General features: G+C 55.8%; 12 protein-coding genes. 10 read left to right on the forward strand and 2 right to left on the reverse strand.

Annotated elements, in window-relative coordinates; genetic code table 11:
* The first annotated feature begins 410 nt into the window (after positions 1–410).
* The 10 genes from PMI22_RS10605 to PMI22_RS10560 all read left to right on the forward strand — a co-directional run bounded on the left by PMI22_RS10605 (position 411) and on the right by PMI22_RS10560 (position 10,787).
* On the forward strand, positions 411–1,124 hold the full coding sequence (locus tag PMI22_RS10605) for a GntR family transcriptional regulator (RefSeq protein ID WP_007946922.1): 714 nt from the start codon (positions 411–413) through the stop codon (positions 1,122–1,124).
* Positions 1,121–2,032: a dihydrodipicolinate synthase family protein gene (locus tag PMI22_RS10600; protein ID WP_007946924.1), complete on the forward strand. Its 912-nt coding sequence runs from the start codon at positions 1,121–1,123 to the stop codon at positions 2,030–2,032. Before PMI22_RS10605 ends, PMI22_RS10600 begins: the two co-directional genes overlap by 4 nt.
* A complete protein-coding gene (locus PMI22_RS10595) occupies positions 2,025–3,542 on the forward strand; it encodes an aldehyde dehydrogenase (RefSeq protein WP_007946925.1) in 1,518 nt (505 codons plus the stop codon). Before PMI22_RS10600 ends, PMI22_RS10595 begins: the two co-directional genes overlap by 8 nt.
* The gene (locus tag PMI22_RS10590) at positions 3,539–4,885 is read left to right on the forward strand and encodes an NAD(P)/FAD-dependent oxidoreductase (protein ID WP_007946926.1); all 1,347 of its coding nucleotides are present in this window, start codon (positions 3,539–3,541) and stop codon (positions 4,883–4,885) included. Before PMI22_RS10595 ends, PMI22_RS10590 begins: the two co-directional genes overlap by 4 nt.
* Positions 4,886–4,957: 72 nt before the next feature.
* Positions 4,958–5,806, forward strand: a complete 849-nt coding sequence (locus PMI22_RS10585) for a glycine betaine ABC transporter substrate-binding protein (protein ID WP_007946927.1) — start codon at positions 4,958–4,960, stop codon at positions 5,804–5,806.
* A gap of 74 nt (positions 5,807–5,880) precedes the next feature.
* The gene (locus PMI22_RS10580) at positions 5,881–6,999 is read left to right on the forward strand and encodes a quaternary amine ABC transporter ATP-binding protein (RefSeq protein WP_033049402.1); all 1,119 of its coding nucleotides are present in this window, start codon (positions 5,881–5,883) and stop codon (positions 6,997–6,999) included.
* Positions 6,996–7,844, forward strand: coding sequence for an ABC transporter permease (locus tag PMI22_RS10575; protein WP_007946930.1), 849 nt, complete (start codon positions 6,996–6,998; stop codon positions 7,842–7,844). Before PMI22_RS10580 ends, PMI22_RS10575 begins: the two co-directional genes overlap by 4 nt.
* Entirely contained in the window at positions 7,841–8,692 is an 852-nt protein-coding gene (locus PMI22_RS10570) for an ABC transporter permease (protein WP_007946931.1), read from the forward strand. The genes PMI22_RS10575 and PMI22_RS10570 overlap by 4 nt, the downstream gene beginning before the upstream one ends.
* 11 nt (positions 8,693–8,703) lie before the next feature.
* Entirely contained in the window at positions 8,704–9,702 is a 999-nt protein-coding gene (locus PMI22_RS10565; protein WP_007946932.1) for a 4-hydroxyproline epimerase, read from the forward strand.
* Positions 9,703–9,803: 101 nt separating this feature from the next.
* Entirely contained in the window at positions 9,804–10,787 is a 984-nt protein-coding gene (locus tag PMI22_RS10560) for a GlxA family transcriptional regulator (protein ID WP_033049397.1), read from the forward strand.
* 5 nt (positions 10,788–10,792) lie between these two features.
* On the opposite strand, the gene PMI22_RS10555 is transcribed toward PMI22_RS10560, so the two are convergent.
* Positions 10,793–11,170, reverse strand: coding sequence for a cupin domain-containing protein (locus PMI22_RS10555; protein ID WP_007946935.1), 378 nt, complete (start codon positions 11,168–11,170; stop codon positions 10,793–10,795).
* 20 nt (positions 11,171–11,190) lie between these two features.
* The gene (locus PMI22_RS10550; RefSeq protein ID WP_007946936.1) at positions 11,191–13,227 is read right to left on the reverse strand and encodes an NADH:flavin oxidoreductase; all 2,037 of its coding nucleotides are present in this window, start codon (positions 13,225–13,227) and stop codon (positions 11,191–11,193) included.
* Between the last annotated feature and the right edge of the window lie 100 nt (positions 13,228–13,327).

The following is a 13,327-nucleotide window of genomic DNA, read 5'->3' on the forward strand; positions in this document are numbered from 1 at the left end:
ATGTGCAGGAACCTCGCCCGTGGTTCACCTTCTGAAAGACGGGCTTCAACCAGCAATGAGTGAAGGCCCATGACTTCTTGAACAGCGCGTCGCAAACGCGTTGCGCAATGTCGTACCGGGTCAACCGCCCTCTATAAAAGTGCGCTTGGTAATAAGCTCTATTATCGAACGGTCTAGGAAAAAGCATTCTAAAAACGACGACATTCTTTCCTGTAAGCGACCAGCTTGATTGCGATAAAAAATATAAATAGATGAATTTAAAAGAAAAAATCAAAAATCTGCATGTATTTTTTATGTTTTTTGTATGTATACATAAGAAATACAATCTATTGACCGACCCCAAAACCCGTGCGAGTCTCGACTCATCAGTCAGCTGCACCTGACAGCGAAATTACCTCTGGAGATCGTTTGTGAAAAACGGCAAAACAAGTCTCTACGAAGACCTGAAACGTCAAATTCTGACGATGGAACTGGACCCTGACGAAGCGCTGGATGAAGTCATTCTCAGTGAACGTTATGGCTTATCCCGGACGCCCGTCCGAGAAGTTTTTCGCCGCCTGGCCGGTGAAGGTTATGTCGATATTCGAGAAAATCGGGGCGCTCGGGTCATTCCAATGAATCACTCGACCCTGCGAAATTTCTTTCTGGTTGCACCGATGATGTACGCAGCCATTGGCCGCCTGGCTGTTCAAAACTTCAAGCCGCGCCAACTGATCGATTTGAAAGAAACGCAGCACCGGTTCCGCATTGCCACCACCTCAAGGGATGCGCTGGGGATGGTCGTCGAGAACAATCGCTTTCACGCAATCATGGGCGAAATGGCGGGCAACCAATATCTCCAACCCAGTCTCGAAAGATTGCTCATTGATCACTCGCGTATCGGTAATACATTTTTCCGACCTCAAAATGAGGACATGGAAGAACGTCTTGAACTGTCTGCGGGGCACCATGATTTTTTTATCGAGGCCATTGAACGCCGCGATGAAGATGCCGTAGTTGATCTCGTGTTTGAACACTGGGAACTGTCCCGGGCAAACATGGAGATTTTTATCGCGCCCCAAGGCATCAAGGCCGACGCGCTCGTTGACATTCCACGTCAATCATCTCCGGAGAAATCGTCTTGAAATTTGAAGGTATTTATACGCCAGCGGTAACGCCTCACAAGCCTGATGGGGAAATAGACTGGAGCGTGTACTCCGAAGTCTTGGAGTCGCTGATCGAGGCGAAGGTACACGGCATTATTATCGGCGGATCGACCGGCGAATATTATGCGCAGACCGCAGAAGAGCGCACTGAACTTGCCGCTTACGCCAAAGATGTCATCGGCACGCGTGTGCAGTTGATCGTCAGTACTGGCGCCATTCGCACCGAAGATGCAGTGCAATACGCCAAAGATGCCAAGGCGATCAAGGCGGACGCCATTCTCGTCACCTCTCCACCGTATGCGCTGCCGACCTCCAAGGAAAACGCGATCCACGCGCTGACCATCGATCGTGCGGCCAACCTGCCGATCATGCTTTACAACTACCCGGGTCGCATGTGCGTTTCGATGGACGAGGATTACCTCACCCGTGTGAGCGCATCGAAAAACGTCGTGGCCATTAAGGAAAGTTCTGGCGACATGGGCCGTGTGCATCTGCTCGCTCGCGAATATCCGAACATCGCCCTGTCATGCGGATGGGATGATCAGGCTCTCGAATTCTTTGCCTGGGGCGCCAGAAGTTGGGTGTGCGCAGGTTCCAACTTTCTGCCAAAAGAACACGTAGCGCTTTACCAAGCCTGTGTGATCGAAAAGAACTTCGATAAAGGCCGTCAGATCATGTCGGCGATGATGCCGCTGATGAATGCATTGGACGGTGGCAAGTTCGTGCAGTCGATCAAGTACGGTTGCGAGGTTGCAGGATTGAAAGTAGGGGATGTGCGGTTACCGCTTCAGCCTCTGGATCCTGAAGAAAAGCACGGCCTTGATTCGGTCATCGCCGAACTGAAACGCAACGTTGCAAACATTACTTCGGGAGCCAGCCATGGTTGATCTTCTGAGCAAGGCCGAATACGCCGACATTGCTAAAAGTATTTCGTTTCCTTCCAACGCTTTTATCAACGGTGCGTTCAAACCCGCCATCTCTGGCAAGACCTTCGCCACGAACAATCCGGCGACGGGTGAGTTTTTGACTAATGTCGCTGCCTGTTCATCCGAGGATGTCGACGTTGCGGTGAGTAACGCCAAAGAGGCTTTTGAGGATGGTCGGTGGAGATCGATTTCTCCCAGGGAGCGCAAAGCTGTTCTGCTGAACTTCGCGAACCTGCTTGAGAGCCATCAACACGAACTGGCAGTCCTGGAAAGTCTCGACAGCGGCAAACCCGTCAGTGAGTGTCAGTTGGTCGATGTGCCTGACACCATTCATACGCTGCGCTGGCACGCAGAGTTGATCGATAAAATTTATGACAACACCGCGCCTGTGGGCAGTGACGCGCTGACCATGGTTGTCCGCGAGCCGATTGGCGTGGTCGGCTGCGTCCTGCCATGGAACTTCCCCTTGCTGATGCTGGCCTGGAAAATCGGCCCGGCGCTCGCCGCAGGTTGTTCGGTCATCATCAAGCCCGCCGAGCAAACCACCCTGACAACGTTACGGGTCGCGGAACTGGCGTTTGAAGCGGGCGTTCCCGCAGGCGTGCTCAACATTGTCACCGGCACGGGCAAAGAGGTCGGCGAGCCCATCGGTTTGCATAACGATGTCGACATGGTGAGCTTCACCGGCTCCACCGCGACCGGTCGCCGTTTTCTGCATTACGCCGCCGATTCAAACCTGAAACGCATCGTGCTCGAGTGCGGCGGGAAAAATCCTGCCGTGGTGATGGACGATGCCGAAGACCTGGATCGTGTGGCCGAGCATGTTGTCAACGGTGCGTTCTGGAACATGGGCGAAAACTGCTCCGCGACCTCGCGCCTGATCGTCCACGAGTCTGTGAAAGACGAGTTGCTCCAGCGCATGGGTGCCTACATCCGCGAATGGAAGATGGGTGACCCCCTGGATCCACAAAACCGCGTAGGGTCGCTGGTCAGCCCGGAGCATTTCGCCAAAGTGAAGTCATACCTGGAGCATGCCACCGCTGGAAAGCTTGAGGTTGTTTACGGCGGCTCGACCAAAGACGGTGCCTTCGTAGAGCCGACCGTGATTGACGGCGTAGCTCGGGACAATCGATTGTTCCAGGAAGAGATCTTCGGCCCGATTCTTTCGGTCACCACGTTCAACACGCTCTCTGAAGCCATTGCCCTGGCCAATGACACGGTGTACGGCCTGGCCGCCTCGGTTTACACCGCCAGCCTGCGCCGGGCGATCAAGTTGTCGCGGGAAATTCGCGCCGGCATCGTCACGGTGAACTGCTTTGGTGAGGGCGATGCGTCCACGCCATTCGGCGGCTACAAAGAGTCGGGTTTCGGTGGTCGGGACAAATCCATTTTTGCCCATGATCAGTACACCGAAATCAAAACCATCTGGATCGATGTCTCTGATCGGTCGGATGAAGAGACTGAAAAATGAGCACCCATACCATCAAGCGCCTTCCGGTAGATACCGGGGTTTCAGGTTGGGAGGCCATTTCCACCCGCACTGCGCCTGTCCGCATGCTTGATGGCAACGTGACGGCGGACTGGCTGATTATCGGTGCAGGCTTTGCCGGTCTCTCCGCCGCTCGCCGGTTGTCCCAGTTGCATCCCGGCGACAGTATTGCGGTGGTTGACGCCCATGAAGTCGCCAAGGGCCCGGCAGGCAGAAACTCCGGCTTCATGATCGATGTGCCGCACAGTCTTTCATCCGGGGAATACTCGGTGGCCGGTGAGTCTGCAACGGCGCTGGAAATTGCGCAGAACCGCTTTGCCATTGCTTTTGCCGCTGACGCCGCACGGGAGTACGGCATGTCTGCCGACACCTTCGACCCCTCGGGGAAGATAAACGCGGCGGCAACCGAGCGCGGGATGAAGCTTAATGACAATTATGCCAATTCACTGAAAAACATCGGCGAACAGTACGAGTTGCTGGATGCCGCGCACATGCACGAGATCACCGGTTCGCGTTATTACCACGGTGGGCTGTATACGCCCGGTGCGGTGATGATTCAGCCCGCCCAATACATAAGGGATCTCGCCTTCGGGCTGGATAAAAATGTCAGCCTGTATGAGCGGTCACCGATTATCGAGTTGACCAAATCGGGCAACAACTGGAAGGCGAAATCTCATCGTGGCGTTGTGAATGCGCCGAAAGTGATTTTGGCCGTCAATGGCCACGTCGAAGACTTCGGCCATTTTCAGGGGCGTCTGCTGCACGTATTTACCTACGCTTCGATGACTGCTGCCTACAGCCATGATGAGTTTGACAGGTCAGTGACAGGCAATGATCGATGGGCTTTGCTACCCGCTGATCCAATGGGGGCGACGCTTCGCAAGATTACTTCAAACGGGCTTTCGCGCATTGTTATCCGTACCAAGTTTACGTATGACCCCAGTATTCAAGTAACGCCCATGCGTGTTGCTGCCGTGGCCGAAGAACAACGTCATTCGCTGGATGCACGTTTCCCCGAGTTGAAATCAACTCCGTTGGAATTCAGTTGGGCCGGGCGCCTTTGCTTGAGCCGTAACAGCGCGCCAGCGTTTGGAGAAATAGAAGAAAACCTCTATTCGGCCTGCTGCGAAAACGGCCTGGGAACGGTTAAAAGTACCTTGGCTGGCGTGATGGCTGCCGAACTGGCCAGCGGCGCGCACTCAAGGGTTCTAGACAGTTTCAGTCAAATGCCAGGGCCAAGCTGGCTGCCACCCAAGTTAATAACAAAGTTGGGTGTCAACTCGGTTATTCGTTGGCAGGCATTGAGGGCAGGGCGGGAGGGCTGAAGTGCTTTAAACATCCGGCTTTTATTTCATAAAAGTCTAATCTCTAGTTATAACCGTATCTCGGAGTTCGCCATGAAAAAGATTTGGAAGGCAATCTGCGCTGTCGCTGTGGCCGGCTTATTTAGTTTGCCAGTCCACGCAGAAGAAAAAACAATTGTCATGGGTACTATGACTTGGGAAGACTTGACGCCAATTACCGGTATAACCAAGAAGGTACTTGAAGACTCTGGTTATACCGTAAAAGTTGTCGAGTTTTCCGAGTGGGGTATTGCCTATGCTGCATTGAGCAAGGGTGACGTTCAGGTTCTGGCCTCCCAAACGGACTACGCGGCGAACGACTACTGGAACAAGAACAAGAACAAGATCGAGAAATTATCACCCGTCTCTTTCGGGCTGTATCAAGGACTTGCAGTACCCAGTTACGTCGACATTGATTCCATCGATCAGCTAAATGCCAATTCAGAAAAACTGGGCGGCAAGATCATCGGTATAGAACCAGGTTCTGGCCTGATGAACGATGCTAGCAACGTCGTCAAAGCCTATGACCTCAAGCTCAAGCTGGTTGAAGGCAGTACCACGGCCATGACGGCGGCTTTGAAATCGGCGGTCGACCGTAAAGAGCCAGTAGTCGTCACTGTCTGGGACCCTTCCTGGATGACCAAGAAGTTCGATCTCAAATTCCTGAAAGATCCAAAAGGCATTTTCCCGCCACTGCAAGGCTATTACTGGATCGGCCATAAAGGCTTTGCTGCAGAAAATCCACGTGCTCGCGAATTGATGGCGAGTGTGTATGTGCCCATCACGGATATCACAGCGATGAATGCCGAAGTCAAAGATGGCAAGACCATGGAAGAGGCGATCAAGGGCTGGACCGATAGCCACAGCGAGCTGCTCAAGCGCTGGGAAAATATCAAGAACTGAATGCTGAAGCCTTACGCCACTGCCGCCCTTTGATTCATTAGAGAAACCAGAAAACTGGTTCACGGGTTATGAAAATGACAACGGCCAAAATAGACACTAACGAAGTGCTGATAGATTGCCAGTCAGTCTGGAAAATCTTCGGTAAAGCCGCACCTGCAGCCATGAATGCTGTCGTTCAGCAGGGGCTAACCAAGACTCAGATCCTGCAAAACTACGGCTGTGTGGTCGGAGTCTCCGACGTCAGTCTTCAGGTTCGCCGAGGCGAGATCTTTTGCATCATGGGATTGTCCGGCAGTGGCAAATCCACACTCATCAGGCTGCTTAACAAGTTGATCACGCCAAGCTCCGGAAAGGTGCTGGTCAAAGGCAAGGATCTGACTTCCCTTACCGCGGCGCAGCTTCGTGACGTCAGGGCACGTCACATCGGCATGGTCTTTCAGAGTGTCGCTTTGCTGCCCAATCGGACGGTCTTGGAGAACACGGCCTTTGGCCTTGAAGTGCAAGGCGTGGGCAAAGCCGAACGCTACAAAGTGGCCGAGCAGGCGCTGGCCAAGGTGGGGTTGAGCGATTGGTCTTCGCGTTATCCCAGCGAGTTGTCTGGCGGTATGCAACAGCGCGTGGGCCTGGCACGGGCCATTACCGCCGACCCCGAAGTGATTTTGATGGATGAGCCTTTCAGTGCGCTTGACCCGTTGATTCGCAGGCAGTTACAGGATGAGTTTCGGCAGCTGACCAAGGAGTTGGGCAAGTCCGCCGTCTTTATTACTCACGACCTGGATGAGGCGATCCGCATCGGTGATCGCATCGCAATCATGAAGGATGGGGTGATCATTCAGGTAGGCACCGCCGAGGAGATCGTCCTCAATCCGGCTGACGACTATGTAGCGGAGTTTGTGGCGGGTATATCCAGGCTTCACCTCGTCAAAGCTCGCTCGGTCATGACACCGGTCGAGCCTTTTAAAGCGGCGAACCCAGGATGCGACATTTCCAGGCTTGGCAAAACTTCGCTCGGCGCTGACATCAACGAGCTGATCGGATTGACGATTAAGTCCGAGCGCGACGCACTTGCAGTGATTGATAACGGGGTCGTGGTCGGGATCATTACGACGCGTGATCTGCTTCGTGGCGTACAAGGCATTCCGAATGAGTTCTCGGCGTCGACAGCCGATAGTGTTCTGGAGGCATCGACATGAGCATTCCGAACTTTTCCGATCAATTCGATTCGGTCGTCGACTCGAGTCTGGAATGGCTATCGGAACATGGAGAATTTTTGTTCGACGGCGTCAACGCATTGCTGACGGGCGTTTATAAAAGTGTTCTCTGGTGCATTGCCTATCCACCGTATTACGTCATCGCGATAGCCATTGCGCTGATCGGCTGGCGGGTCGTTGGCGTTCGATTCGGTATTCTTGCAGGCTTGGCGTTGTTGTTTTGCGACGTGATCGGCTTGTGGCCCGAGACGGTCAGTACCCTTGCCCTGGTGCTGACGGCGACCGTGCTCGCACTGGTCGTCGCGATTCCATTAGGCGTGCTGGCCGGTCTCGCGCCATCGGTTGATCGAGTTGTCGATCCGTTTCTGGATCTGATCCAGACCATGCCTCCCTACATCTATCTATTGCCGGCGATCGCGCTACTGGGTTACGGCCCGGCCACGGCTTTGTTGGCTACCTTTATCGTCGCCGTACCGCCCGCTATCCGCTTGACCTCTTTGGGGATTCGCATGACGCCACGGGAGTTCATCGAGCTGGGCAATGCCAGTGGTGTCACCGGCTGGCAGATGTTTTTCAAGATTCGTCTGCCATTCGCCAAGCCGAGCATCATGGCAGGGGTGAATCAGAGCCTGATGATGGCATTCGGCATGGTCGTTATCGCTGGCATCGTGGGCTCCGGCGGACTGGGTGAGTCGATTTATGGCGCTGTCCGGACACTGGATATCGCCAAGTCGATCAATGCCGCCATTGCCATCGTCATTCTGACCATGATTCTTGATCGCTTGGCGCAACACGCTGCGCAATCGCGGATGGGAGACAGCCAATGAGTACCCCTGACATCCAGTTTTCCCCGGGCGAGTTCCTGGCACCTGCCGTTGACTGGCTGAACGCCAATCTGCATGGCGTGTTCAAAGGGATCAGCCAGGTCATTGAAGCGGTACTGGGGGCAGTAGAGGCAGCGTTGCTTGCTCCCCACCCGTACGTGTTTATCGGCATTGTCGTCGTTGCAGCGTTTTTTTTCGCCAACAAACGCGTCGCAGTATTCGCTGGCTTGATGTTGGCTTTTTGCCTGTTTTCCGGCCTCTGGGAAGCCTCCATGCAGACCATTGCGCTGGTCTCGGTGGCGGTATTGATTTCGGTAGCCATCGCGTTTCCGCTCGGTGTACTGGCTGCACGTGTGAAACGGGTCGACGAAATGTTCCTGCCGATCCTCAACATCATGCAGACGGTGCCGCCATGGGTTTACCTGATCCCCGCCGTCATGCTGTTCAGCCTGGGACGGGTGCCGGCCATTATCGCGACCATCGTTTACGGCATTCCGCCGATGCTCAGACTGACGACTCTTGCCTTCAAGCAATTACCCAAAGAGTTCCTTGAGTTGGGGCAGGCGTCAGGGGCTTCACCCAAGGACATTTTGTTCAAAATTGAACTGCCGACGGCCGCACCGACCCTGTTGGTAGGTCTGAACCAATGCATCCTCATGTCCTTGGCCATGGTGGTGTTGGCAGGCCTGGTAGGTGCGGGAGGCCTCGGTGCGGAAGTCACGAGAGGCCTCTCAAGAATGGAGATGGGCCTGGGGCTGCGTGCCGGGCTGGCGATTGTCGCTGTGGCCCTGCTTCTGGATCGTCTGTCACGCGGCGCATTGCAGCGTCATTCCCCGCGCAATCTTGTTTGAAGGGTTCCAGTATGAGACGCAGTTTTTTTTGCATCGACTCACATGCGTGCGGCAATCCGGTTCGGGTGGTGGCGGGCGGTGGTCCGTTGTTGCCGTCGGTGTCGATGGCCGAGCGACGAGAGATTTTTGTTCGCGATCATGACTGGGTACGAACCGCGCTGATGTTTGAGCCCAGGGGGCATGACATCATGTCTGGCGTCATCATCTATCCGTCCTCGCGTGATGATTGTGATTTTGGTGCCTTGTTCATTGAAGTCAGCGGCTGCCTGCCCATGTGTGGGGCAGGCACTATCGGCCTGTCGACCGTGGTGATCGAAGAAGGGCTGATCACCCCGCGCGAACCCGGCAAGCTGGCCATCGAGACGCCGGCAGGACGTGTGGATGTCGACTACACAATGAACGGTGAATATGTTGATTCCATTCGCCTGTTCAACGTCGCGAGCTACCTGCACAGTGCCGATGTGGTGGTAGATGTCCCGGGCGTGGGCGAGCTCATCGTGGACATCGCCTATGGTGGAAATTTTTATGCGGTCGTCGAGCCTCAGGAGAACTGGGCCGGCTTGAAAGGCTTGACCACGGCAGACATCGTCAACTTGAGTCAAAAGCTGCGCTTGGCCTTGGCTGAAGTCAGTGATCCTGTTCACCCCGAAAACAGCAGAATCAGTGGCGTGCACCATGTCATCTGGTGCGATGACGAACACACCACGGCAGCCGATGGACGCGGTGCGGTGTTCTACGGCGACAAGGCCATTGACCGCTCTCCCGGTGGCACGGGTACTTCTGCGCGGATGGCTCAGTTGTTTGGAAAAGGCCGGTTGAAAGTGGGTGATTCGTTCCGCAATGAAAGTCTGATCGGGACGATCTTCGAGGGCAAAGTCGAGGCGTCGGTAAAGGTCGGAACCTTCGATGGCATACGCCCCAGTATTGGTGGCTGGGCGCAGATTACCGGACACAACACCATTTTTGTCGATGATAACGACCCTCTGCGTCACGGCTTTCAGCTGGCCTGATCCGTCACATCATGACGCTGGATCTATATACCAAATGACAGGTTCGTTTACGTAACGGAGTGGACTGAATATTGATCGAACGACGCCAATTCAGCGGAGGCATGAAGGGGAAAAACCTTCGTTATCTCAATGAGCGCCCCGGTGAGATCCAGCTAACGATGCGGGTAGGATTTTTGCTGCTCGAGCATTTTTCACTGCCCGCATTTACCCAGACGCTGGATACGATTGTCACTGCCAATCTGCTACGGCCCGACTCGTTTTCTTCCCGAACATTCGGCTTGAACGATGGGGAGGTCATCAGCGATCTGGGCCTGGTGATTCGGCCAGACGCCCGTATCGATTGTTCAGCGGTTAAAGCGCTGGATTTGCTGGTCATTTGCGGTGGCTACAGGACAGAACTCAAAGCCGGCGACGGGTTTATCAACCTGCTCAGGACGGCATCAGACCTGGGTGTCAGCCTGGCCGGGTTGTGGAATGGTGCATGGTTCCTGGGGAGGGCAGGATTGCTTGACGGTTACCGTTGCGCCATTCACCCCGAACATCGCCCCGCACTGGCGGACTTTTGCAAGGCGACGCAGGTCAGTAGCGAGCCCTACATCATTGATAGAGACCGGTTAACGGCTTCCAGTCCGTCAGGCGCATTCCATATGGCGCTGGACTGGATCAAAAGCCTGCACGACAAGGCCCTCGTCGAGGGGATCGAGGACATTCTGGCTTTTGAGGAGTCTCGCTACCGACGCATAAAACCCACTGAAAACATCTGCCTCAGCGCGCCGTTGCGTGAGGTGGTGAAGCTGATGGATGCCAACCTCGAAGAGCCTCTGGAGCTGGAGCAATTGGCGGTCTATGCAGGCCGCTCTCGTCGACAACTCGAGCGTTTGTTCAAGGATCAACTCGGCACGACTCCGCAGCGGTATTACCTGGAATTGCGGATCACCGAAGCGCGGCGGCTTCTGCAGCACACGGAGCTTTCCCAGGTCGATGTGCTGGTTGCCTGTGGTTTTGTTTCACCCAGCCATTTCAGCAAATGCTACAGCTCGTATTTTGGCTACCGACCTTCCAGGGAAACACGGCTGGTGAAGTGAAACCTTCATCGACGTGTATAGATCACCATCAGGGTGGCCCCCTGCACTGAGCCTGCACTGTGTGCCGCGTTCGGGGCGCGGCAACAGTAGTCGCCGACGTTCAGTGTGCGGTTCTGATCGTAGAAGGAACCTTGCAATACGAACAGTTGCTCCAGCTCGCCTTCATGGGTATGACTGGCGACATGGGCGCCGGGGTCGACTTTCATCAATAGCGTTTTTTCGCCGCGCTCGCTGTCCTCGAACAGGGGTTTGATCCAGAAGCCTTCAGCCTTTGTCGGCAACCAGTCATCCATCGAGGAGGCGTAATAGAGGGAGCCTTCGACCGGTCCCTGGATGCCGTTTATCCCGGCAATTCTCCATGAGGGTGTTTCATCGCTTGGCATGTTGTTCACCTGAGTTCGTTTTACAAATCCTTGACCAGTCGCAAGGCATCGTAGATCGCGGCGTGGGTATTGCGCGCCGACACTGCATCGCCGATGCGAAACAACTGGAATCGGCCATCCGGGTTGGTCACCACCTGTTGTGGGTTGCCGACGATCAGGTCCTGATGTTCGACCACGCCGCCGTTGCTGGAAGCGGATTTCAGTTCGAAATACAGGTCGTCCAGCGGTCGGGTGCCGTGATTGACCACCACCTGATCCACGCGTCGAACCTTGCGCGCACTGCCGTAATCGCTGTCGATCGTTGCCAGCAGATCCTGACCCTCGCGCTCGACGGCGAGCAGCCGGAAGGTGACGGTGAAGGTGGTGTCCAATGCTTGCAGCGAGCGCATGTAGGGCACCAGATTCATCGCCATGACTTCCGGCGCGAAGGTCCGGTCCGGCGTCATGATTTCTACTTTTGCGCCACTTCTGGCGATGAACTCGGCCGCCTGCAGCCCCGCATGATCACCGGCGTCGTCGAACAGCAGGACATTGCGCCCGGGTTTCACATCCCCGGCAATAATGTCCCAGGTGGAGACCACCAGCTCATTGCCAGCCGAGAGTATCTCGGTATGGGGTAGGCCGCCGGTGGCGATGATCACCACGTCCGGGTTTTCGTCGTGGACGGTGCTGGCCTCGGCCCAGGTATTGAAACGGAAGCTGACGCCGCGCGCCAGACACTGGGCCATGCGCCACTCGACGATGCTGATCATTTCTCGCCGGCGTTCCGATTGCGCGGTGAGCCGAACCTGACCGCCGGCCTGGTTGGCGGCTTCGAACACCACCACTTCATGGCCGCGTTCGGCCGCCACTCGCGCTGCTTCCAGCCCGGCGACACCGGCTCCGACAATCACAATCTTGCGTTTGCTCGCCGCCTTGGGAATGTCATGGGGCATGCTGGTTTCACGGCCGGTGGCCGGGTTGTGAATGCAATAGGCAGCACCTCCCTGGTAGATCCGGTCCAGGCAATAATTAGCCCCGACACAAGGGCGAATATCCTCTTCGCGCCCCTCGATGATCTTGCGCACGATATGCGGATCGGTCATGTGCGCGCGGGTCATGCCGACCATGTCGATCTTGCCCGAGGCGATGGCATGGCGGGCGGTGGCCACGTCCGGAATCTTCGCCGCGTGAAAGGTGGGGAAGTCGGTGGCGGCGCGAATCTCTCCCGCGAAGTCCAGGTGCGGTGAGTTGCGCATGCCCTGGATCGGAATCAGGTCGGTCAAGCCTGCGTCGGTGTCGATGTGGCCGCGGACAACGTTGAGAAAGTCCACCATGCCGCTGTCTTTCAAGCGCCTGGAGATGTCCAGGCCGTCAGCCGCGGTCAGCCCGCCAGGCATCAACTCGTCGCCGGTATAGCGCACGCCGACGATGAATTCATGGCCGACGCGCTGGCGAATGGCGCTGAGGATCTCGAAGGTAAAACGCAGTCGGTTGTCGATGGAGCCGCCATACGGGGCATCGAGGTCGTTGGTCAGTGGCGACCAGAACTGATCCATCAGATGCCCGTAGGCTTGCAGTTCGATGCCGTCCAGGCCCGCAAACTTCATCCGTTCGGCGGCGTCGGCATAGTCCTTGATGATGCGTTCCACATCCCAGTCTTCCATCTTCTTCGGGAAGGAACGATGGGAGGCTTCGCGCTCGAACGAGGGTGACACCACGGGCAGCCAGTCGCCCTTGTCCCAGCGCGTGCGCCGACCCAGGTGCGTCAACTGGATCATGACGGCCGCGCCATGTTCGTGGCAGGCGTCGCTCAAGTCGCGCATCCAGCCGACCACCTCGTCCTTGTAGGCCAGAATGTTGTTGAACACCGGCGGGCTGTCCCGGGAAACCGCAGCGGACCCGGCGGTCATGGTCAAGGCCACGCCGGCCTTCGCCCGTTCCACGTGGTAGGCGCGATAGAGCTCCTTGGGCATGCCGTCCACGGGATAAGCCGGTTCGTGGGCGGTGGTCATGATGCGATTTCGCAAAGTCAGGTGCTTCAACTGATAGGGCTGGAGGAGCGGATCATTCAGCATCGTCAAGACTCTCCGAAAGCGGGCAAGGACCTGTGTTGAAATTACGTTAGGGTGAAATGTACACCTATGTCAACACTCCGGACACAGGTGTACATTTTGC

This window comes from Pseudomonas sp. GM21 (genome assembly GCF_000282215.1).
GTDB lineage: Bacteria > Pseudomonadota > Gammaproteobacteria > Pseudomonadales > Pseudomonadaceae > Aquipseudomonas.